This window comes from Chitinophaga sp. sic0106 (assembly GCF_019219075.1).
Taxonomy (GTDB): domain Bacteria; phylum Bacteroidota; class Bacteroidia; order Chitinophagales; family Chitinophagaceae; genus Chitinophaga.
In genome coordinates, this window is sequence record NZ_JAHUWJ010000003.1 from 372,813 (window position 1) to 396,241 (window position 23,429).

General features: G+C 49.5%; 15 protein-coding genes. 10 read left to right on the forward strand and 5 right to left on the reverse strand.

All coding sequences use genetic code 11. The features are described from left to right. Window positions 1–8: 8 nt before the first annotated feature. Entirely contained in the window at window positions 9–3,173 is a 3,165-nt protein-coding gene (locus KW844_RS06530) for a SusC/RagA family TonB-linked outer membrane protein (RefSeq protein ID WP_218375908.1), read from the reverse strand. Between the two features lie 334 nt (window positions 3,174–3,507). On the opposite strand from KW844_RS06530, the gene KW844_RS06535 reads away from it, so the two are divergent. Next, window positions 3,508–4,293: a DeoR/GlpR family DNA-binding transcription regulator gene (locus KW844_RS06535; RefSeq protein WP_218375909.1), complete on the forward strand. Its 786-nt coding sequence runs from the start codon at window positions 3,508–3,510 to the stop codon at window positions 4,291–4,293. 108 nt (window positions 4,294–4,401) lie between these two features. Continuing rightward, complete coding sequence (locus KW844_RS06540; RefSeq protein ID WP_218375910.1) at window positions 4,402–4,791, forward strand: hypothetical protein; 390 nt, start codon at window positions 4,402–4,404, stop codon at window positions 4,789–4,791. Window positions 4,792–4,891: 100 nt separating this feature from the next. On the opposite strand, the gene KW844_RS06545 is transcribed toward KW844_RS06540, so the two are convergent. After that, on the reverse strand, window positions 4,892–5,422 hold the full coding sequence (locus KW844_RS06545) for a GNAT family N-acetyltransferase (protein WP_218375911.1): 531 nt from the start codon (window positions 5,420–5,422) through the stop codon (window positions 4,892–4,894). Between the two features lie 173 nt (window positions 5,423–5,595). Between KW844_RS06545 and KW844_RS06550 the strand changes: the two genes are divergently transcribed. From KW844_RS06550 to KW844_RS06580, 7 genes are all read left to right on the forward strand, one after another. After that, window positions 5,596–6,195, forward strand: a complete 600-nt coding sequence (locus KW844_RS06550) for an RNA polymerase sigma factor (RefSeq protein ID WP_218375912.1) — start codon at window positions 5,596–5,598, stop codon at window positions 6,193–6,195. 71 nt (window positions 6,196–6,266) lie between these two features. Next, window positions 6,267–7,394 carry a FecR family protein gene (locus tag KW844_RS06555; protein WP_218375913.1) on the forward strand — a complete coding sequence of 376 codons (1,128 nt, stop codon included), beginning with the start codon at window positions 6,267–6,269 and terminating at the stop codon, window positions 7,392–7,394. Window positions 7,395–7,487: 93 nt separating this feature from the next. Next, window positions 7,488–10,886, forward strand: coding sequence for a TonB-dependent receptor (locus tag KW844_RS06560; protein WP_218375914.1), 3,399 nt, complete (start codon window positions 7,488–7,490; stop codon window positions 10,884–10,886). Between the two features lie 11 nt (window positions 10,887–10,897). Further along, entirely contained in the window at window positions 10,898–12,394 is a 1,497-nt protein-coding gene (locus KW844_RS06565) for a RagB/SusD family nutrient uptake outer membrane protein (RefSeq protein WP_218375915.1), read from the forward strand. Window positions 12,395–12,403: 9 nt separating this feature from the next. Next, window positions 12,404–13,252, forward strand: coding sequence for an endonuclease/exonuclease/phosphatase family protein (locus KW844_RS06570; protein ID WP_218375916.1), 849 nt, complete (start codon window positions 12,404–12,406; stop codon window positions 13,250–13,252). Window positions 13,253–13,255: 3 nt separating this feature from the next. Then, complete coding sequence (locus KW844_RS06575; protein ID WP_218375917.1) at window positions 13,256–15,283, forward strand: DUF5689 domain-containing protein; 2,028 nt, start codon at window positions 13,256–13,258, stop codon at window positions 15,281–15,283. A gap of 169 nt (window positions 15,284–15,452) precedes the next feature. Continuing rightward, entirely contained in the window at window positions 15,453–16,013 is a 561-nt protein-coding gene (locus tag KW844_RS06580) for a thioredoxin family protein (protein ID WP_218375918.1), read from the forward strand. Between the two features lie 21 nt (window positions 16,014–16,034). On the opposite strand, the gene KW844_RS06585 is transcribed toward KW844_RS06580, so the two are convergent. The 3 genes from KW844_RS06585 to KW844_RS06595 all read right to left on the reverse strand — a co-directional run bounded on the left by KW844_RS06585 (window position 16,035) and on the right by KW844_RS06595 (window position 19,763). Further along, complete coding sequence (locus KW844_RS06585; RefSeq protein ID WP_218375919.1) at window positions 16,035–17,561, reverse strand: hypothetical protein; 1,527 nt, start codon at window positions 17,559–17,561, stop codon at window positions 16,035–16,037. Window positions 17,562–17,646: 85 nt separating this feature from the next. Next, the gene (locus KW844_RS06590; RefSeq protein WP_218375920.1) at window positions 17,647–18,330 is read right to left on the reverse strand and encodes a response regulator transcription factor; all 684 of its coding nucleotides are present in this window, start codon (window positions 18,328–18,330) and stop codon (window positions 17,647–17,649) included. Beyond that, the gene (locus tag KW844_RS06595) at window positions 18,327–19,763 is read right to left on the reverse strand and encodes a sensor histidine kinase KdpD (protein ID WP_218375921.1); all 1,437 of its coding nucleotides are present in this window, start codon (window positions 19,761–19,763) and stop codon (window positions 18,327–18,329) included. The genes KW844_RS06590 and KW844_RS06595 overlap by 4 nt, the downstream gene beginning before the upstream one ends. 486 nt (window positions 19,764–20,249) lie before the next feature. Between KW844_RS06595 and KW844_RS06600 the strand changes: the two genes are divergently transcribed. After that, window positions 20,250–23,420: a TonB-dependent receptor gene (locus tag KW844_RS06600; protein WP_218375922.1), complete on the forward strand. Its 3,171-nt coding sequence runs from the start codon at window positions 20,250–20,252 to the stop codon at window positions 23,418–23,420. The last annotated feature ends 9 nt before the right edge of the window (window positions 23,421–23,429 follow it).

Sequence of the window (23,429 nt, forward strand, 5' to 3'; positions counted from 1 at the left end):
GTTAGATTTTAAAATTTCACATTCAGGTTAAGACCATAGCTTCTTGTTGGCGGCACACCAAACATCTCAAAGCCTTGTGCGCTACCATTGCTGAAGGTTGATTCCGGATCGATATTCGGCGCATTTTTATACAGGATCAGCAGGTTCCTGGCCACAAAGGATACAGAGGCGTTCTGTACTTTGGCGAAGGAAAGCAGCTGCGCAGGAATATTGTAAGAAAGCACTACCTGGCGCAGTTTGATAAAGCTGGCGTCGTAGATAAATTTCTCCGAGATATTTTTCCAGTTATCATAGTACTGCTGGATACCGTTGCTGTAGTTGAATGTTTTGGTAAACGGTTTACCATCCGCATCTACACCGGCAACCGGGAGGCCTTCGGTACGACCAGGCAGCGTGATTTTGGTGAGGCCGAAGCGGGTGCCGTACAAGTTAGTACCGGAGTATACTTTACCACCGAAGCGACCGTCGATGAGGAAACTCAGGTCGAAGCGCTTGTAGCGGAAGCTGTTGGTGATACCACCGGTGGTAGGGGCGATACCCGTACCATAATCCTGCAGGTCTGTTCTTAATTCGTAGCCGGTGTTTTTGTCGTACATGGTATTACCGTTGGCATCTTTTTTCACGCCATAACCCATGATGGAGCTGTAAGGCTTACCTACCTGGGCATAGAGGAATGCATAGGAGTTCACCGTTTTATCCAGTTCCAGGCTGTTGAGGCCGTTAAGTGATTCCACACGGTTACGGTTATACGCCATATTGAGGCTTACCTCCCAGCTGAAATTTTTGTTTTTGTAGGGTGTACCGTTGATGAGTACTTCCACTCCTTTGTTACTCATTTCACCTACGTTGAGGTAGGCGTAGTTGTATCCGGCCGACTGGCTGATGGCTACGCGCATGATATCGTTCACGGTTCTGCGTTGGTAGAGGGTAACGTCGAAGCCGATGCGGTTGTTGGCAAAGCGGCCTTCCAGACCAAGTTCCGCGGTGGTGGACGTATATGGCTTCAGGTTAGGGTTTGGAGCAATCAGCTCACCTGAGGTGGTACCTGTTGTTTGCGTAGGTGTTTGGAGGGGCTGGTTGTTATGGCCGCCGCCTGGCACCATGCTATAGGTTTGACTGAGTGCGTAAGGCATGGGGGCGCCGCCGCCTACCTGTGCCCAGGAGGTCCTGATTTTTGCGTAGTCGACCCATTTAGGCATGGCTACTGCTTCTGACAGCAGGAAGCTGGCGCCTACGGAAGGGTAGAAAATATTATTGCTGGTGGCTGCCAGGGTGGAGAACCAGTCATTTCTTCCTGTTACAGAGAGATACAGGTAGTCCCTGAAGCTGAGGTCCACGGACCCGAATACCGAGTTGGTGGCCAGTTTCTGGTTCAACACAGTGGTGGTTAGGCCGAGCACATTGGAAGGGTCGTAAAATCCTGGCTGGAAGAAGGTACGGCCTTGCATGGTGGTGGCGTCGTTGATGCTTTTGCGGCGGTTACCACCGGCGAGGGCGGTGAGCTGGATGTCGCGACTGATTTTCGTATTATAGTTGAAAGTCAGTTCAGCATTGGTTTCAGTGATGGCGGCATCTGTTTGCAGGTAGTAGCCATCCGTGTAATAGGCAGTACCGGAGGGCACGATACCCACGAAGGTGCTGCTGGTGCGGTCGGTAGTTACGCGGCCGCGTACGAAGAAGTTATCGAGCAGGTTGTATTTGATACCGAGGTTACCGATGAAGCGGTTACGATCGTCGTGGTTTTGGAATTTGTTTACCGCGAAGTATGGGTTGGTAGCGAATTCGGAAGGGTTCCATTTCACCTCGTTTCCATTTTTATCGTAGCCAGGTTCCAGGTTGCGGATATCTACTGTGTTGGCGATCATGTAGGTTCCCCAGTTAGGGTTGCCGGTGGCATCGCCTACGCCGGATCTGTTTTGTGATTTCTCGATATTGTATTGCGCGTAACCTTCTACGCTGAGGCGTTTGCTGAGGTTGGCGTTTACACCGAGGTTAAATATTTTTTTGTTGAGGTGCTGGTTAGGTACCAGGCCTCTGTTGTTCATATCGGAGAGGGAGGCGCGGAAAGAGGCCGCTTCGTTACCACCGGAAAAGCCTACTGTGTTGGTGAAGGTGTTACCGAGGTTATAGAAGTTTTTGATATTATTTTTCTGCGCTGCGTACGGGCGTGCCACGCCATCGAACTGGATTACCGGGCTGCCGTCGATTTTAGGTCCCCATGAGAGTCGCCCTGCGCTGATAGCTTCATTCTGCGTAGTTGGTTTATTACCGTTTACGCCGGAGCCGTAATCATATTGCCAGTCGGGGGTGATGGAAGGTGATTCCAGGGTGAAGGTGCCGTTATAGTCGACGCCGATACCTTTTTGTTTCACGCCTTTTTTGGTGGTGATGAGGATGACGCCGTTGGCGGCGCGGGAGCCGTAGAGGGCGGCGGCGGGTCCACCTTTGAGTACGGTGATGGATTCGATATCATCCGGGTTGATACCGCCGATACCGTCGCCACGGTCCTGGTTGAGGCCAATAGAGCCGTTACCGTTGGAGGGGCGTGCGGCGGTGGTGTTATCGATGGGCATACCGTTGATCACGTAGAGGGGCTGGTCATCGCCGTTGAGCGAGCCGGTACCGCGAATGACTACACGTGAGGAGGCGCCTGGTCCACCGGCGAGGGAGGCGGCGTTTACGCCGGCCACTTTACCGGTGAGCGCGTCGCCGAGGTTCATGGCGCGGGCTTTGGTAAAGTCGGAGCCTTTCACTTCCGTGATGGCGTATGCCGTAGCTTTTTTCTCTTTTTTGATACCGAGTGCGGTTACAACGAGTTCGTTGAGTGCTTTGGAGGAGAGTTCGAGCTGTATCTGGATGTTGGATTGTCCGGCGGCTACGCTCACTTCTTTTTTATCGTAACCGATAAAGGATACCAGTAAGGTGATGTTGGTTCCCTGGAGGCTTTCGGGCAGTTTAACGGTGAACTGCCCTTCCAGGTTGGTGGTGGCGCCGATACCTTTAGCGTTGAGCAGGGATACGTTGGCGCCGATAATTTTTTGTCCGTCGGTACCGGCAACGGTACCTGAGATCTGGGCGGCTTTGTTTTGGGCGAAGCTGACCACACTGCTACAGATACAGTACAGGCATAGTAGCAATTTCGTGAAAGTTGCCAGGTTTAAGACATTTTTCATGTTAGTGGTTTGGTTGATAATTCTTCAAATAATGCGGAAATACGTGGTTAAAAGTAGGAAAAGATTTGATTTCTGCAAATTATTTGCAAATATTTCTGCAATATTACCGCAATCACATTTAATACATGACCTATATGTCTTATTAAATTATTGATAATTAATAGTTAATGAATTCTCAATTCTCGCAAAAATCGAATTTGCAATAATAAAAATGCAAAAAATCATTCTATAAGAATTATTTTTGTTGTATGTATTATATTAGTTGTAAATCTTATACTCAAAAAGATAACCGAGCTATAATACTTTCATCTAAACTCAGAATTGTCGACACGCTATGGATAGTGCAAATACCCAAGACCAGCTGCCCCCGGTAACGCTTACCAAAAAAGCCAGGAAGCAGCTCATCATTCAACAGGTGAATATCCACACCCGCATTACATATACGGAACTGGTGAACCTGATCAACGTATCAGAGGATACCATTCGTCGCGATGTCAATGAACTGGCAGACGACGGAGAAGTGGTGAAGATCAAGGGTGGCGCCATGTCTATTGCCTATCACTACGGGCATGAATCCGAGACCTACGCACAAACAAATAAGCTGGTAATTGCGGATAAAACACTGCAATTATTGCGGGACGACATGATCGTGCTCATCGGCGGCGGAACCACCATCCGTGAGTTCATCAAAAAAATCCCGAACAACCTCAAAGCCACCTTTATCACGGTGAATGTACTCAGCGCCGTAGAGCTGCTGGACAAGCCCATGATCAAAACAATCGTAATAGGAGGCCAGATCTCCGCGTATTCGCAGATGACTGTCAGCGGAGAAGTATTTGAATATTTATCCAATATCAAAGCAGACCTCTGCATCATCGGCACCAACGCCATCGACCCGGTAAACGGCCTCACGGATGCAGACTGGGAAACTATACAAGTGAAAAAAGCGATGATAAAAGCCGCAGACAAAGTTGCAATTCTTGCAATTTCTGAAAAGCTGAATTCGTCAATGAAAATGAAGATCGCGGACCTGTCGGATATACATTACCTGATTACGGAACTGCCGGCGGATAGTAAGGAGTTGCAGGCGTATAAGGCGAAGGAGTTGATGATATTGTAGGTTTAATGGTGTGAAAGATATTGACTTTATTGATCATAACGCAGATTATCAAAGAAATTTACCCTGACTACTACAAAAATAATTATACGAGGATCATCCTCTCAGGTCTTGGATGTTCAATTGTCTGATATATTGAATTGCATTGAAAATGGTGATCTTTTTTTGTGGTCGCTGCAATGGATTACTGCTATAGGTAAGCCTGGGGATGAAGAAGTTTTATCCTTCGAGAAATCAGTAAACAGATCTTCCATTGGACTTTTATATAGTTGGCGTGAATTGCTTGATTTAGCAAATCGCTTTTATCAAATAATAGAGCTATTAGTGTGTGGAGATCAGCATCCAATGTCTTTGCGGAGATATGAATACGATGAAGAAATGAATTTAAGGTGCGATTATGTGTTTGAGTTGGTAGATTCTTCTTATTGGCTTGTTAGTAGCAATGATGAAAGTGCTATACTACGTATGCAGCGTGAATTGGCAGGAGTGTCAGTGTGTTAGGACGATAATAAAACGTTGAGTCGCATACTAAGTGCTAGCATACGGCTCAACGTTTTATTAGGACAATACCTTTTTATGATGCTATTGCTTCCATCTGATCTTAGCCGGCGTGCACCAACTGCTTATAATAAATAATCGTTCCGGACAATCCCCCATGCGGTTTCAACGCAAAATCAGGAATTACGCCTACTTTCTGAAAACCCAGCGCTTCGTACAGTCCTGCCGCACCTTCATCTTCCGCAGTATCCAATGTTATGAGGGTACGGTTTTTCTGCAGCGCAATCGCTTCAGCCGCATTCATCAGCGCCCGGCCAATGCCCTGGCCCCTGTAGGCCACCCGCACCATCATCTTGGCCACCTCCGCACGGTGGGGCTGGTTAGGAGGCGAATTCAGTATAAGCGTAACCGTGCCTATGAGCTGAGCACCATCAAAGGCGCCCAGCACCACCCGCTCACCCGCAATTACTGCGTTGATAGACGATCGCCAGAACGCCTGCGCCACATTTTCCTGCAGCGGATGCATGAAACTCACCGAGCCGCCATGTGCCACGGTTTCGATTAATAAGCCGGCCAGCGCGTTGATGATCTCCGGCTCGTACACCAGCGGAGCTATATGGTATCCTGGATTCATTTGAACATTGATTTTTTATTTCTATTTTTAATTTCAGGGAGATGGTAATGCCGCGACTAAAATAATAATTACCGGGAGGAATGTTATAAAATTATGAAATCCGCCTGCGGCAAAGCGCCTGCGTTGACTGAACACTATCCACGATATTATATTTGTGACCAAAATCTATATGGATGAGCGCCCACGGGCTACATACCGACACCGAACTATTCCAGGCAATTGCTGCCGGCAATGAAAAAGCCTTTGAACAGCTGTTTTCCGGCTACCGTAATAAAGTATATACCATTGCCTTTAAAATCACCGGCTCACAGCAGCTGGCCGAAGAGGTGTTGCTGGATGTATTCCTGAAAGTATGGATCAAAAGGGCTCAGCTCCCCCATATCGAACACTTCACCGCGTGGCTGTTTACCGTTACCCGCAACCGCGTATTTAAAACACTGAAGCAACAGGCGCAGCATGCCAGCGGCGAAGCCATTACCGATGAAGATGACATCCTTCTCTCCCATACCCACCACCCTGGCGTAGTGCTGGTAGAAAAAGAATACCGCCAGGTACTGCATGCCGCCGTGGAGCAGTTATCACCGCAACAAAAGAAGGTATATCACCTGATCAAAGAAAACGGACTTAAGCGCGAAGAGGCAGCAGCCGCGCTCAACCTCTCCCCGGAAACGGTGAAACGCCATCTGGCAGAGGCCATGCAAGCCATCCGTAACTACTGTAGCTACCACCTGGGCACCTACGCCGCCATCCTGATTATTAAGGAATTGTTATGAGTCATTTTTTTTCCTGCGGGCACTGACCCATTTTTTAAATCCAGGGCTTTCTTTCTATAGACCCGATATGTATGGATCATTTTGAATCACTATTTCGTAAATCACTCACGCCGCAGCAAACCAGCACCGAAAAGCAGGAGCTGATGGCACTGATTGCTGCCGGACACCATGATGAACAGCTGCTGGAGCTGCTGACAACCGTGATGGCCGAACCCGGCGATGAACTAATAGTCCCGGATGATACCGCCGCCGAAATCCTGGAGGCCATCCTGCACACCAAAGCCAAACGCCGCCACAATATCCGCCGTATGCAACGCTGGGCTGCCGCTGCTGCCATAGTGCTGCTGGCAGGCGCTGCCTGGTGGCTGCTCCCACGCAACGCTGCCCACCATAAAAAAGAACTGGCACAACATACACCCATTACCGCACCGCATAACAGCGCCGTGCTCATCACCGGCGATGGCCGCCGTATTGTACTCGACAGCCTGCAACCAGGCGCCGTAGATACCGCCGGCACCAGCTTCCGCCTCACTACCGGCAGCATTGCCTACCACGGCAGTACCGCCGCCAATACCTTCAACACCCTCGCCACGCCACGTGGCAAAACGTTTCAACTGCGCCTGCCCGATGGTACAGTGGTATGGCTCAACGCCGCCAGCACCCTCACCTATCCTACCCGCTTCGAAGGCAACAGCCGCATAGTACAATTGGAAGGAGAAGCCTACTTCGACGTCGCCGCCATGGCAGGTAAACCTTTCGCAGTGAAAACAGCAGCAAGCGAAATAAAAGTACTGGGCACCGCATTTAACGTAAACGCATATACGAATAATAACAAACCAATCACCACCCTGCTACACGGAGCCGTAAACGTAGTGACCGGCACTGAGCAGGCACTGCTGCACCCCGGCCAGCAGGCACAAATAACGGGTCAGCATATACGCATCAGCGCTGTGGACACCAGCAGTGCCATTGCGTGGAAATCAGGAAAATTCAGCTTCAACGCCGCCGGTATACAATCGGTCATGAACGAGCTGCAACGATGGTACGATATAGATGTTACATATGAAAACGGTATTCCCGACATCACATTTGAAGGAAAACTGGAAAGAAACCTTCCCCTGGAGCACGTACTGCACATACTCGAGATCTCAAATGTGCACTACCGCCTTGAAGGAAGAAAATTAATTATCACACAGTAAAATCATTTAGAAAAAGCACCGGCCACACTACATCTGCAGATGTAGCTGCCACCGCCATGCCTGTAACTAACACCTAAAAATCTACACAACATAATGCTTGCAATCACCACCTATTCACCACGATCGCTATGCAGGGCCGCCGGCAACCTCCTGCTCGCCCTCGCCCTATGCCTGCAGGTACAGGCAGGCGCCATGGGACAGCCCGTCAGCATGTCCGGCAAAAAGCTCTCCTTTAAGGAAATCTTCCGCCTGCTGGAAAAACAAACGGACTACGTCGTATTCTACAACACCGCCCTGCTGGAAAACACCACGCCGGTAGATGTGGATGCCCGTAACATGGAAATTTCCGCATTCCTGCACACCATCATGGAGCGCCAGCCCATCGACTTTGAAATCAATGCCAACACCATCACCATCAAACAGAAAACTAAACCGGTACCGGGCATACTCCCTTTGTCGCCCTACAAAGACCCACCCGTAAAAGGAAAAATCACCGACGAAGACGGTAACCCGCTCCCAGGCGCCACCGTATCCGTTGCCGGCACCTCCCGCGGTGTACAAACCAACGAAAAGGGAGAGTTCACCATCGAAGCACCGGCCAAAGCCACTTTGATGATCACCTACATCGGCTACGACCGTAAAATGATTTCCCTCGCCGACGCCACACCCCCACTACAAATCCGCCTCAGTGCTACCAACCAGAAAATGAACGAGGTAGTTGTAATCGGCTACGGTGCCGTCGCTAAAAAAGACCTGACTGGCGCCGTTTCTACCGTGCGCACAGCAGATCTCGAAGGCATCCCTGCTCCGCGGGTAGACCAAATGCTGCAAGGCCGCATCGCCGGCGCAGAAATCGTTTCTGCCGACGGCGAACCCGGCTCCGGTACCACCATTCGTATACGCGGTACACGTAGTATCAGCGCCAGCAACGAACCTCTCTTTATCGTGGACGGCCTGATGGACGGTATCACCAGCCTCAATGAACTCAACCCCTCCGATATCGCCACTATCAACGTGCTGAAAGATGCCTCCTCCACCGCCATCTACGGATCGCGCGGCAGCAACGGGGTAATCATCATCACGACCAGGTCGGGCGCCAACCGTATGGGAAAAACCAACCTGAACTTTCGCGCCGACCTCGGCCAGTCCGAACTCCCCCGCTTCCTCGATCTGATGAACGCCACCGAGTTCGCGCAACTGCAAAACGATCGCTACTACTTCGCCAGCACCGCTAACCAAACGAAACCGCTGGAAGAATATCCCTACCCCGACCCGCTGAGCCTCGGCGAAGGCACCAACTGGACGGACGTAATCACCCGCAAAGCACCGTATCAGAACTACACGCTTTCTGCCAACGGGGGCGACAAAGGCACACAATACTATTTTTCGCTTAACTACAACAACAACCAGGGCATCATCCTCAACAGCGGCATGCAACGCTACCAGGCACGCCTCAACCTGGACCGTACCATCAGCCAGTACGTGAAAGCAGGCGTGCGCTTCAACTATTCACAGCTGGCCCGCAAACTCAATAACGTAGACGTAGGTACGAGCACACTCTGGTACCGGTCCACCATTTTCCTGGCGCCTACCATTGCTGCTTATAAACCGGATGGCAGCTACAACGACTGGAACTCACAATGGTACACCGGCACCCTGTTTGACTCCCCACTGGCCAATGCTGAACTGAAGAAAAACAACGCACTGGAAAAAAGCCTGAGCTCCATGGCCTACCTGGAAATCACGCCGGTAAAGAATGTGCTGATCCGCTCCACAGTATCCTATACGGACTACAATAAGGATGATGATCAGTTCTTCCCTTCCACCCTGCCTTCCAGGGCTAACGCCAACACCGGCGCCTATGCCTATAAACGTTCCTACGGGGAAAACAACCTGCTAAACGAAAACACCATCACCTTTAAAAAGTCATGGAATAAAATTCACAACTTCGACGCCATGTATGGCTTTACCATGCAGCAGAAAAAGTTTGTGAACCTCTCCGCCAGCGGTAACGGTTACTTCATCGACGATATTGAAACCAATGACCTGGCCGCCCTGCCTTCCAAAGAAACGATCAAAATCGGTTCCATGCTGGAAAACCTGGGCCGCATGTCGCACCTGGCACGTATCAACTACAACTACCGCAGTAAATATTATCTGACGGTTACGGGTCGCGCTGATGGCGCCTCCAACTTTGCCAGCAACAACAAGTGGGCTTACTTCCCTTCTGCCGCTTTTAAGTGGAATGTGCTGAATGAAAACTTTATGAAGCAGTACCGCAACATCGATGAACTGGGTATCCGCCTCAGCGCCGGTGTTTCCGGCAACGATGCCATCTCCCGTTATCAGTCCATGGCCAGAATGGCCTCCACTTCCGGTGGCTACCTGTTTGATGGGGCACAACCGGTGGCTTACTATCCCCAGCGTATCGAAAACGAAGGCCTCACCTGGGAAAAAACCACTTCGCTAAACGCAGGGCTGGATATCTCCCTGTTTAAAAAAAGGGTAGATGTAACGGTGGACCTGTATAGCAGTAAGACGTCAGACCTGCTGCTGACAGTGCAACTCCCTACACATACCGGCTTCAACACCCGGTTGGCCAACATCGGCAAAACGTCGAATAAAGGATTTGAGGTGACCATCAACACCGAAAATATCCGCAGTAAAAAATTCTCCTGGAGCACCACCTTTACTTTCGCACATAACAAACAGCTGGTAGAAGATATCGGTGGCCTGGATCGTGTATCCGTATACGATAACCCATATGGCTCCCAGTATATGATGTATGGCTACGTGAAAGGCGAACCGCTCAACGCTCTCTGGGGCATGCAGTATGCCGGAGTGTGGAAAAGTCAGGCAGAGATCGACCAGGACAAAAAAGATAAAAAATACGCATCTGCCTCCGTCGCCTTTTACCAGCCAGGCCGCCAGCGCTACATTGATCAGAACAACGATGGCCTGCTGGATAACAACGACCTTGTATACCTCGGCAATGCAGACCCGGACCTCTACGGTGGTATCCAAAATACCTTCCGGATTCATAAACTGCAGGTATCGTTTTATGTCAACTACAGCATAGGTGGAAAAATTTACAATCCTACAGAACTGTTTATGGGCACCGGTACTTACCTGAGCAATCAATACCGCTATATGGTAAACGCCTGGCATCCGGTACGCAACCCTACATCCGACTACCCACGCGCAGATTCCAAGGATGATATTCCTAACGACCGCTTTGTGCACGATGCCTCCTTTCTGCGGTTCAAGAATTTTACTATCGCCTATCCGTTTGACCTGAGTAAGGTGACGAATAAGAAACTACAGTCGCTGTCGCTCTCAGTAGGAGGTAACAACATGGTGCTTTGGAAGCACTATAATGGTTATGATCCGGAAGTATCCACACAAAGCAGCGGTTCCACTATCCGCAGGATGGACAATGGGGCATACCCTTCCAGCCGTACCTGGACTTTTGGTGCTGAATTGAAATTTTAAACTGTACTCACATGACACGAAATATTTTTCTCTTATTAATACTGGCTGCGACCATGTTCAGTGGTTGTAAAAAGCTGCTGGAAGAAGACCCTGCCAGTTTCGTAAGCCCTGATACTTTCTTTGAAACCGAAAACCAGTGCGTGGCAGCATTGAATGGTTGTTATATTCCGCTCACCGGCGTGTATATTCCCGATTTGATGATCAGCCTGGAAGGCGCTACCGACCTGGCTTTCCTGAACTCTTCGCATATTGATGCCCGTTATGAAATATCACCTGCCAATCCCGGCATGGGCGATAACATCTGGACGGCCTGTTACCAGGGGGTGATGTATTGTAATGCAGCAGTATATGGTATTGAAAACGCAACCATTGCGGCAGAAAAGAAACCTGCCCTGAAAGCAGAAGCGGTGGCGCTGCGGGCATTATATTATTATGTGCTCACCAGCACCTTCAACGATGTTCCTTTTTACACCACGCCGGTAAATAGTTTGAATGCGCTGAATGAAATCAAGAAGGTGGGTCGTATGGATGCCAAAACTACCCGCGATTCCCTGATTCATGAATTACAGGCCTATGTGCAATACCTTCCACAGCAACGTACGTCGGATGTAGCACAAAATCGAATATCCGCCCCCTTTGCCTGGATGCTGATTGGTAAAATGGCCCTGTGGAATAAGGAATATGACATTTGCAGTGCGGCTATGGAGGAGATCAGGAAAATTTACGGGCAACTGGCGCAGTATCCATTTACCGATACCTGGTTCAGGAACAAGAATACCCCGGAGTCCATTTTTGAAATACAGTATACCTGGTCAGTTACCGGCTTAAAGAAAACTACTTCTACAGCGGCCTATTTTACGCCTACCAAAACTTCCGGCACCAGTGTATACGACGGGGTGGATATCCCGGAGCTGGGCAGCAAAGCGAATCCTTTTGTGAGTTTGACACCTACCGAGTATTTCATGGCACTGTACCCGGTTACGGACCCACGCCGCGAAATCATTTTAGCCTACACCTATAACGGCAGTTACTTCAAGAGGCCGATGCAGAACAATGGTACCGGCAAAGCCTGGATGGGACCTAAGTTCTGGTGCCCCGGTATGGATAACATTGCCGATGGCAATAACCAGAAAGTATTCCGCTATGCGGATGCGCTGCTGATGCTGGCAGAATCTGCCAACGAAACCGGTAGCACCGCGCTGGCCATGCAATGCCTCAATGAGGTGAAGGCCAGAGCAGAAGCAGATGCTGTACTTACCGTGTATCCCGGCAAAGACGAGTTTTTTGCCGAAGTAAAGAAAGAACGGGCCCGCGAGCTGATGGGAGAATACGGTCGTAAATGGGACCTCGTGCGCTGGGGTACTTTTTATGAAGATGTAAGTGCTACCGCTGCCAGCGAGTTTCCCGTAATGAAAGCTAATCTCCGCCCTTACCATGAGTTCTATCCGATTCCGGATAAAGAAGTAGTGCGTTCCGGCGGCATTCTTACTAATCCAACCTATAAATAATTTCAACCCATGAAAAAACTGATCACCGTCGTATTACTCCTGACTACCATCTCCTTAAAAAATGTATATGCCCAGCAACCTTTAAAAGTGCTGAGCTACAATATACTGGAGGGCATGGTTACCGATACCACCAAAGGCAAGCAGGTATTTGTAAACTGGATAAAGGAGCTTGATCCGGATATCCTCGCACTGCAGGAGTGTAATGGGTTTACACAGCAATCGCTGGAAGCTCTGGCCGCCACGTGGGGCCATCCTTATGCCGTTATTGTAAAAGAAAACGGCTACCCTACCGGTCTTACATCCAAATACCCGATTGCCGGCATCCGCAAGATCAATGAAAACATGACCCATGGTTTCATTATGGCAAAAATAAAAGACTACAATATTGTGGTGCTGCACCTGAACCCGCACCGTTATAAAAAACGCCGGCAGGAAATAGCGGCTATTATGGACAATATAGCGCTGGAAGCCAATAAGCGCAACTGGATACTGATGGGCGATTTTAATTCCAATACCCCACAGGAACAGTACCGCCTGGATACCGTGCACATCCTGGAACGCAACCTCGCCGCCGTGAAAAAAAATCCCCTGATTGAGAACATGGTAAACGGCAGGTTTATCGATTACAATACCCAGCAGCAGGTGCTGGACGCCGGCTTCATCGACGCGCCGTTTGAATATGCCAGGGCAGAGAAAAGTCGCGGTGGCACTGATACCATCCGCAGCAACAGTCGTATCGACTACATCTACCTGAGTAAAAACCTGGAGAAAAAAATCCTTCGCTGCCATTTCATCTATGATGATTTCACAGCAAAATATTCTGACCACAGGCCCATCTACCTGGAAATTAAAAAGTAAATCATGACTCGCTACCTATATATCCTTTTAGGATGTTTATTATTCCTCTGTTGCCGCAAGCTGGAAAATGTGCAGTTCAGCACACCGCTGGCAGTTGACAGTCGCATTGTCAGGATTGCCGCCACTGCCGACACCACCAAAGTGATCGTGTATGCGGATGGCGACTGGCAGGTGACACCTGTTACAGAAACGCCCTGGATTTTGCTGAAACAAAATTCCGGGCACGGCAAAAATTATTTTATTGCAGAAGCTACGGATAACAGCACTGCGCTGCCACGTGCGGTGAAGTTGCTGATCAAAAGCGATGGACATACCGATACCGTGCAAATTCAGCAACGCGGGCTGGTGCCTACCCTCGCCATTGCCGATACCACCTCACAGGCAATTGCCAACGGTGGCCTGTACCGCACAGGCATCACTACCAATGTGCCACTGGAGTTGCAAACAGCAGTATACCGGTACGACTCCTCCGGCAGCAACTGGATATCACAGCTAGAGATTAAGGAGGGTTACCTGTACTTCCATGCCGACACCAACAAGCTCTCCGCAGATCGTGTAGCCGTACTCACCCTTAGCTACCTGGATGCACTGGGTACCACCACCAAAGATTCCATCAAAATCAGACAGAAGGCGGGTATCAGTTTCGAAGGTGCGGTGGGCAAGGACGTCAGCTATATTAAAAGCCTGGCTGCCGGTGTAATCAATGAAAATATTTATCTGGAAGGTGTAGTAGTATCCGACAAAGGGCATCCTAATGTGGCGCAAAATCTGAACGCAGCTTCGAACAAACACGTGGTGGATAAAACCGGCAACAGCGTGGCTGTATATGTTCAAAGCACCGATGGCAGCAGCGGTTTATATCTCAAAATGAATACCGCTGGTGAAAACATTTTCAACTTCAACGATAAAGTGAAAATACACCTGAAAGGCACTACCCTGCAAAAGCTCAGCAATCCGGGCCGAAGTATTATTTCCGGTGTGGGAATTTCGCAGGTGATGCAGAAAGATGTGGGTGTTACTGTGTTAAAGCCAAAAGAAAAGTATATTTCCGAACTGACTGATAACGATTTGTATACCTACGTGAAACTGAAAGATGTAGAGTTCTCCATTCCCTATGGCGCCTATACGAATATCAACGAAGGATATACGGCACGGATGGATTGTTATCCTGCAAGCATTCGTGATATACAGGGCAACAGCATGTACCTGCTCACCAACCTGGATGTATCCTACCGCAGAGACGGGAAAGGTTTGCCACAGGGCTCCGGAACGATAGCGGGCATTCTCGTAAGCGAGGGCTACGACCGTTATGGCGGTAATATCGGGAAATATAGTTTGCGTCATTTGCGTTTGGAAGACATAGCGCTGAATGCGGAACGCAGCAACGGATTTTCGAATGTACTCGTGGAATGGACCCGTTTTAAAACCGAATTTCAGGCCACACCTACGGCCACACAAAATCCATTAACGCCGGACAATGGAACAGGCAGATTATATCACAGCTCCCGCAAGAGCATGGACTTTACCGCCAACGGCATTTACACTACTGTAGATTACAATAATCTGCTCCAGGAGCCTACTACCAATAAAGGTAACGTAGCCAATGGTGGATGGGGTACCAAAGGCTGGTGGAATACTACCACCAACAGCGGTGAATATTGGGCCATAGAAGTATCGTCCAAAGGAATTACGCAGCCACTCTCCCTGCAGCTGGATGGTAATGTAGACCCTGGCGGGCCGCGTAATTTTGTGATAGAATATTCTTCCAACAACAGTAACTGGACGCCAGCAGGTACCTTTACCTTCCAGGATGTAGCCAACTGGACCAACACCCTGCTCACGCAGGTAGCGGGATTTAAGCAGGTGAATATACAGCTGCCGGCAGCTGCTTCTAACCTCGATCAGTTGTATATCCGCATCCGCATGGCGGATAAAATAGTGGGCTCCGGTACTGCGGCCACCGGTGGTACCTATAGTGCAACGGCGGCGTGCAGGTTGGGACATTTATCGATTAAGTATAATAAACTGTAGGGCAGTAATGCTTACGGCTCATCGCTTAAATCCTGCTCCTTAGCAGGATTTAAGCGATTGATTTTAGCGGAAATTTTCGCGAGGAGTCGCAAGCATTGCGACGCTACTGAAAATTCCCACCTCATTTCAAATTAATTCAGTACCATTGACCTACAAAAGAAAATGTGTCATGGATTTTCAAGCTTATGAGCAGGAGTTTCATAATATTTTACACAACCCGGCACCTGCGCCGCCATACGACAACCCGGATTACCTGAATTATACAAAACTGAACTGGTCCAGGCAGTCGCGCTGGCTCAAAACAGGTAAGCTATCGGAAGATATCATTGCTGCGGTGAAAAGCATTACACAACCGCAGCACTGGATCATTATCACGGAGCCCTGGTGCGGCGATGCATCGCACCTGGTACCGTTCTTCCACCTGATTGCTGCGTTGAATCCGCTGATCACAACGGAATATCAGCTGCGCGATGCACCACCGTTTCTGATAGATCAATATCTCACCAATGGTACTTCCAAATCAATTCCCAAACTGGTGATGCGCGATGCTGCCGGAAAAGATTTAGCCGTTTGGGGACCTCGCCCGGCAGGATGCCAAACGTTGTACGACCGGCTAAAACACGAGAAAGCCGATTTCGAACAAATGAAAATTTCATTACAACAATGGTATAATGAAGATAAAGGTGTGAGTGTACAGTTAGAATTGTTACCTTTGCTACATAACTACTAACCCATCATTTTTAAAACAGCGTCACAAAGCTTTGTGACGCTGTTTTTTTTGTGTAGTATTTCTTTCTTGTAACTGCGCACGGTAAAGACTTTCAGGCCACACACGCTTACCTTGTGATACAATTATTCCCGATGGCAACATCGGAAACTTGCCAAACGGACGGGCTTCCTGCCGCTGCTCCCCGATACACCCGATCATCCAGTTCATACTCCCCGGAGGCTGCTGGTTCAAAAAACTTTTAGCTGTACTGTTCCACACTACCGACCATCCGATGGACCAGCCATGACCAGAGCCCATGGAACCACGGTTCATATATTCGATTCCTCCTCCGGGCACACTGCAATTATCCACGAGCATACCGGTGGCCCAACGCTGATGTGGCTGTATCCATCCGCCACCTTCAAAGGTGCAATCAAGGATCACGATAGGTCCGGTAGCCTTGGCACCGGTAGCGATGTAAAACACATTGCTGCCTTTGATATAACAACGCTGTACCAATAACTGCGGACCGCTGGCATTGATATCGGCGGGCTTGGCTGCGCCGGTGGTTACTGTGTCGTGCATAATGCTGATCCTGTCCAGCGTAACACGCCGACCGGTTACACTGATGCTGTTAATGGTATTGTAAGCCTGGATATCCCTGGCCCAGGCATCTGTGATACCACTGATATGGAAAGCCTGGTGATGGCGGTCGTTAATGGTACCTGTTTGCGTAGGGGATATAATGCGGAAACCGGAAATACCACAGTTTACTATTTCACCACTGGTGCTGATGCGTTCTACCACAGTAGCACCGTATTGCGCATCATAACTATCGGTGAGCGGCACATCCAGGAATAGTGTATTACCAGTGATGGCTGTAATAATACGGTCAAGCGTTAGCTCTCCGTTTATCCATGTCTGTTGCTTACCATCGCGTACCAGGTCGTGCATGCCCATGAACTGTACCCATTCCGGTGTCACAGGTTTGGTAATCCGAACCGTATCTCCCTGATTAAAAATCGCTGGCTGGTCCACCGTTATTAGATTAGTACCTGCCGGCACATACGCCATGGTAACCTTAACGGCTACACTGGTTTTGGTATATACGGGTTTTCCCCGCAAGGCTACCGCCACATGTGGCTGTCCGGTGAGTTGCAGCCTGGTGCCTTGCTTGCTGCTTCCGCTGCCTTTGAGTACTACCCCGCTGCTATGCAATAAAATGGTCTGATCGCAGTAATAATCACCGGGTGCCAGCAGCACTGCACCACGGAAGCCGTTGACCAGAGGCAGCCTGGAAACAGCATCGATGGCCGATTGTATAGCCGCTGCATCATTGGCATTGCCCGGGCGGACAAACATACGAACGGGAACATCCGGGATAGCTACCCCGCCACCTTTGTAGCCGGCATAGGAAAAATCCATGATGCGGTCGCCGCGTGAGGTAGTATCGTATTGGAGTTTACCGTTGGAATTTAAAGACACCCATTGCTGTGCATTTGCATGTAGAGTGATGCACAGGAAGGGTAATATCATCCGCAGCAATGCTGCGGTTACGCGTTTTTTCATAATGGAATTCAGATCAGTATAGCGGATAAAGCTACAGCATTGCCGTATAACTATCCGTTCAATTACTGATAGGATTTTAGCGTGGCTAACGGATATTGAAAAGGAAACCTACCCCATATACATTCTTGATTTCCACATTCGGATTTTTTGCAAAATACTTTCGGAAGCGTGAAACAAATACATCCAGGCTACGGCGCAATACATAATCGTTACTGCCCCATACGGTGGCCAGTATGTCTTCCCGGTTGAGCACCTTGTTGGGATGCTGAAAAAAATACAGCAGCAGGTCATGTTCGCGGGCGGTGAGCTGTATTTCATCTTCATCGGGTACCTGTAGAATGTAGGTATCTTTATTGTAGGTGGTATGCCCGATAGCGATCACTTTTTCTTCGATGGTAGCTTTGTTGCTGCGGCGGATGATGTTATGCATCCGCAGCACCAGTTCTTCCGCATCAAAGGGTTTTACGATGTAATCGTCTGCACCGAGTTGCAGGCCTGTAAGCCGGTCTTGCTTTTGGTTACGGGCAGTAAGAAAAAGAAATGGCAGCGCAGGTTGCAGCATTTGCAATTGCTTTGCCAGGGAAAAACCATCCATGCCGGGGAGGTTTACATCAATGAGGGCCATGTGAAAATGATGGTCAGCGGCCGATTTCATGGCTGCTGTTGCATCCGGGGCAAGGGTTACAGCAAAGTTGCACAGCGTCAGGTATTGCATCACCATATTACCCAGGTCTGTTTCGTCTTCAATTAATAGAATTTGCGTTTTCATGGACAGGAATTTAACGGAATGGTGATCACAAACCGGCTGCCATAGCCGGGTGTGCTGAATACATCGATTTGCCAGTTGTGTGCTCTCACGCACTGTTGTACAAAATAAAGGCCTATGCCCAGTCCCGTGATGTTTAAATCATCCGGGGTGCTGGCCCGGTAATATTTCTCAAATATTTTTTCAATAGTACTTCTGCTCATACCGATACCGTTGTCGGCCACAGACAAAATTGCGTTTTTACCAGATTCTGCTACATTAATGTGCACTAATTTATGATCCTGGAGGTTATATTTCATTGCATTGTCGATCAGATTTTGGAGGAGGGTGGTAAAGTGAAAGCTATCGGTTTCAATGCATAGCGGATGATCCGGCAGGTCGAGGTGAATACTGCGGTGTTGCTGCACCGTATAGTTCGCTACAATATCGCTTACCAGGGTGTTTACATCCTGCACCATCTTTTCTGTGAGCAGTTTATTTTCCACCGTCATCTCCAGCATCTTTCCAACGAGCAGTTGGAGTCTGCGCGATTGCCGCTCGATTACTGCGGCCAGACTGCCGATTCCCGGATCGGGTACTTTAGTGTGTTTGAGGTTGAGGGTGGCCATGATAATGGTGGTAAGCGGCGTATTCAGTTCATGCGTGATATTGTCGATAAAATCGGATTTCATTTCCGACAGGCGTTTTTGTTTCTTCCAACGCCTTACCAGGATTACAAACAGGATCACGATGGCCAGCACAGTACACAGTGATGGCAGGATGGTATAGCGCATTTGCCCCAGCACAATCGCTCTTCTGTTGGCCGGGTCAGCATGCATGGAAAAACGGACCAGCAGGGTATTAGGCTTGGGATCACTCACGGCGATGGCGGCAATGATATTATTATTGGCAGCTGTTTCCATGTTACCTGCCAGCCTGATTCCGGTATTACTTTGCATACCTGCCGGCAGTAGGGGGCGCATGGTGGCAGGTTTATATAACGGGAGATATTTTTTCCCGTCAAACGTAACTGCCAGTTCATGCACCAGTATCGTGTAGGTCAGCTGTTCTTTTATTTTCAGGAGATGACAGATACTGTCGAATACCCGGGTACGCGTACCGGCGTCATGTAGGTCTATCAATATGCGATAGGATAACGCTGCCGCATACTGTGCAAAGGCCACCGTATCCGTTTTATACAATTGCTGCAATCGCGGAAACGCCGTATCCACGTGTGCGTGCAGGATTTTTTCTCCTCCCGGAAAAAACAGGTCGTTGGCAATAGAACGGGTATACAGTTGGTGTATATCGTACTCTTTATCCATGGAGTAGCGGTCGTTCAGTAGTTCATAGGTATTATACAGCAGCAGGAACTGAGTTAATACCAATGCCACAAAACAGATGACAGCGGTAATGATGTAGATCTTAAACTGGTGTCGCATTTGGTTGATATACATATATCTGCGGTACAATAATAGCCTGCTCAAAAGCCAGCAATATGCAGCTTTTAATCTGTTGGCAAAAGGGCGTTTACATTTCATTTAAGGTTCATTGGCAATTGTTTACATTTCCTTGGATATCTGTTAACAGCTTGTATCACAGCTGTTGTGTAATTTAGCCGTCAATTGGAATAACGAACTATTTTCCTGCTTTAGAAAATCGATTTAGCAAGAAAGAAGATCAGCAATCAGCAAAACTTACATAAGTATATTCAATATCAACCAGATTTCCAGATCGGCCAACAAATATCTGATTTTAGGGCGTGAATGAACGGGTGCCTTCGGCACCCGTTCATTCACGCCAGAGAGAGGGCCGAATGGCCCTCTCTCTGGCGCAAAAAACAATATTCGCAATAGAACGTATGAAAGTGCTGTACCTGTAAGAAAAACATCAGACAGTCCCAGACACAACCAATATCAATCGCATATCTAAATCGTAACGTCATGAATAACACATCATGTACCGGGAGGCGGCATGCCCTCTCCCGCGCGGTAACCCTTTGCCTTACCCCGCTGTGCATTACAGTAGCAGCCAGCCAGCTGCATGCTGCAACTGCCGCCCCGCTCCCGCAAAATGTAACGCAAACGGATACACGTATCAACGGGATCATCAGGGATAAAGCCGGTAAGCCGGTGCCCGGCGCCACCATTCGTGTAGCCGGCACTAACAGGGGCACCACCTCGGGCGCCGATGGCCACTTTACCATCAACGCCAACCCCAAAGGCAGCCTGGAAGTATCCTACATCGGCTTTAACGCGCAGGTAGTATCCATCAACAATTCCGTGGAACTGGAAATTATCCTCGAAGCCAAAGAAGGCAACATGAACGAAGTAGTGGTAGTAGGCTTCGGGCAACAAAGAAAAATCAGTCTCGTAGGGGCTCAGTCATCCATTAAAGTGGCCGACCTCAAACAACCCGTCGCCAACCTCTCCACCGTACTGGCAGGCAGAATATCCGGTATAGTAGCCGTACAACGCAGCGGTGAGCCCGGTCACGACGATGGCGACATCTGGATCAGAGGCATCTCCACCTTCACCAGCGGCTCCACACGCCCACTCGTACTCGTGGATGGCGTGGAACGTGCGCTCTCCAACATCGATCCCCAGGACGTGGAATCCTTCACCATACTAAAAGATGCCTCCGCCACCGCCGTATATGGCGTGCGCGGCGCCAACGGCGTTATCATCGTGAAAACAAGATCCGGAAAATCCGGTAAACCCAGGATCAACCTCGACTATAACGAAGGCATCACCAGGTTTACCAAAGTACCCGATATGGCCGATGGCGTTACCTATATGAAACTGGCCAACGAAGCACTCACCACCAGAGGATATAATCCTAAATACACCGCCGACTATATTAAAAATACTGAAGACAACACCGACCCCAACCTCTACCCCAACGTAGACTGGATCGATGCCATCTTTAACAACACAGGTCGCAACCGCAGGGCCAACCTCAACATCAGCGGCGGCAGCAACAACGCTAAATACTATGTATCCCTCGGATACTACGATGAAAAAGGCTTATTCAAAACCACCGACCTCGTGAAATATAACCAGGCCATCAAATACCGCCGGTATAACTTCACCAGCAACCTGAATATGCGGGTAACACCCACCACCACCATCGACCTGGGCCTGCAGGGATACATCTCCAACGGTAACTATCCCGGCGGCGCCACCGCCATCGATGGTAACGGCAACATCAGCATCAGCTCCTCCAATATCTTTGAACAGGCATTACTGGTACCACCGGTGGAATACCCTATCCTCTACCCCGGCAACTTTGTGCCAGGCCGCAACCCCAACGGGGATCAGCGCAACCCCTATGCAGACGTGACCCGCAGAGGATACACCAACGAATTCAAAAATCAACTCTATTCCAATATCAGGCTTACACAGGACCTGCGATTTATTATACCCGGCCTCAGCTTCACCAGCATGTTTGCTTTTGACGCCTACAGTGGTAACGTACTGGCGCGACTCAAACGGGAAGATACCTACGTGCCCGATCCTGCCACACCATATAAAGCTGATGGTTCACTCAACCTCGTAAGAACCTACCAGGGAACCAACTACCTCAGCTACAACGCCAACCGCTCCGGCAACCGGCGCTTTTATACGGAAACATCCCTCAACTACGACAGCGCATTTGGTAAACATCGCGTAAGCGGGTTGTTACTCTATAACCAAAGCGATTACCTGAACCCGTTTGCGGGCGACTTCACCCGCAGCATTCCTTATCGTACACGCGGTATAGCCGCAAGGGTTACCTACTCCTGGAACGACCGCTACTTTGTGGAAGGAAATGCCGGTTACAATGGCTCGGAAAACTTCGCACCTACCCAGCGTTACGGCCTGTTTCCCGCATGGGGCCTGGGATGGGTAGTATCCAACGAACCATTTTTCAATGGCATAAAAAATACCATTCCGTTCCTGAAGTTCCGCTTCTCGGATGGTAACGTAGGTAGCGGCTTACTCGGCAGTGGCGATAACGCCCGCCGCTTTGCCTACCTCACCCTGCTCAATGAAGGCGCCACCGGCTACACCTTCGGTTCCAACCGCAGCGGCATCACCGGCATCAACGTGAGCGATTACGCCGTGGATGTTACCTGGTCCACCGCACGTAAAATGGACCTCGGTATGGACCTCCGCCTGTTTAATGAACAGCTGTCGCTCACCGTGGACCTCTTCCGGGAACACCGTACCGGTATATTCCTGCAACGCGGCGCCGTACCATCATTCGTAGGCCTTATCAACAACCCATGGGGCAACCTCGGCGTAGTAGATAACAAAGGACTGGACGCTAACCTGGAATACACTACCAAAATCGGCAACCTGGGCATCAGCCTGATGGGCAACTTCACCTACAACAAAGACAAAGTAATAGAAAACGATCAGCCCATCCCCAAATACCCATGGATGGATAAACGTGGTACCAATATCCTTGCCCGTTATGGCTACGTAGCCGAAGGCCTGTTCACCAGCGACGACGAGATCGCCAAGAGCGCCAAACCGGAAGGAGCGAAAGTATTACCTGGTGATATCCGCTACCGCGACCTCAACGGCGACGGAAAAATTGATGCCTACGATCAGCAGCAGATTGGCCGTGGCGACGTGCCCGCCATCGTGTACGGCTTTGGCCTCAACCTCAGCTACAAACAGTTTTATATGAGCGCCTTTTTCCAGGGCCAGGCAAAAGCAGATGTACAACTCTCCGGCAGAGGCATCATGCCGTTTAACGGCGATGGTGGCGTGAGCAACATCTACGCCATTGCTACCGACAGATGGACGCCGGAAAACCCCAGCCAGGATGTGTTTTATCCACGCCTCGCCTTTGGTCAGGCCGACAACTACAACAACACCCTGCCCAGCAGCTGGTGGGTGAAGGACATGAGTTATATCCGCCTTAAATCCGCCGAACTGGGCTACCTGCTGCCACAGCAATACCTCCGCAAGGTGGGCATCACCAGCGGAAAGATTTATATGACCGGCTTCAACCTGCTTACATTCAGCGATTTCAAACTCTGGGATGTGGAAATGAGTACATCTAACGGTGGCGCCTATCCGAATATCACTACGTTTTCCGCCGGCATCAATCTCCAGTTTTAATTATTCAAA

Coding starts and splice junctions, on each gene's coding strand:
- KW844_RS06530 (WP_218375908.1), bottom strand. CDS start 3,173: ATGAAAAATGTCTTAAACCTGGCAACTTTCACGAAATTGCTACTATGC.
- KW844_RS06535 (WP_218375909.1), top strand. CDS start 3,508: ATGGATAGTGCAAATACCCAAGACCAGCTGCCCCCGGTAACGCTTACC.
- KW844_RS06545 (WP_218375911.1), bottom strand. CDS start 5,422: ATGAATCCAGGATACCATATAGCTCCGCTGGTGTACGAGCCGGAGATC.
- KW844_RS06550 (WP_218375912.1), top strand. CDS start 5,596: ATGAGCGCCCACGGGCTACATACCGACACCGAACTATTCCAGGCAATT.
- KW844_RS06555 (WP_218375913.1), top strand. CDS start 6,267: ATGGATCATTTTGAATCACTATTTCGTAAATCACTCACGCCGCAGCAA.
- KW844_RS06560 (WP_218375914.1), top strand. CDS start 7,488: ATGCTTGCAATCACCACCTATTCACCACGATCGCTATGCAGGGCCGCC.
- KW844_RS06565 (WP_218375915.1), top strand. CDS start 10,898: ATGACACGAAATATTTTTCTCTTATTAATACTGGCTGCGACCATGTTC.
- KW844_RS06570 (WP_218375916.1), top strand. CDS start 12,404: ATGAAAAAACTGATCACCGTCGTATTACTCCTGACTACCATCTCCTTA.
- KW844_RS06575 (WP_218375917.1), top strand. CDS start 13,256: ATGACTCGCTACCTATATATCCTTTTAGGATGTTTATTATTCCTCTGT.
- KW844_RS06580 (WP_218375918.1), top strand. CDS start 15,453: ATGGATTTTCAAGCTTATGAGCAGGAGTTTCATAATATTTTACACAAC.
- KW844_RS06585 (WP_218375919.1), bottom strand. CDS start 17,561: ATGAAAAAACGCGTAACCGCAGCATTGCTGCGGATGATATTACCCTTC.
- KW844_RS06590 (WP_218375920.1), bottom strand. CDS start 18,330: ATGAAAACGCAAATTCTATTAATTGAAGACGAAACAGACCTGGGTAAT.
- KW844_RS06595 (WP_218375921.1), bottom strand. CDS start 19,763: ATGTATATCAACCAAATGCGACACCAGTTTAAGATCTACATCATTACC.
- KW844_RS06600 (WP_218375922.1), top strand. CDS start 20,250: ATGAATAACACATCATGTACCGGGAGGCGGCATGCCCTCTCCCGCGCG.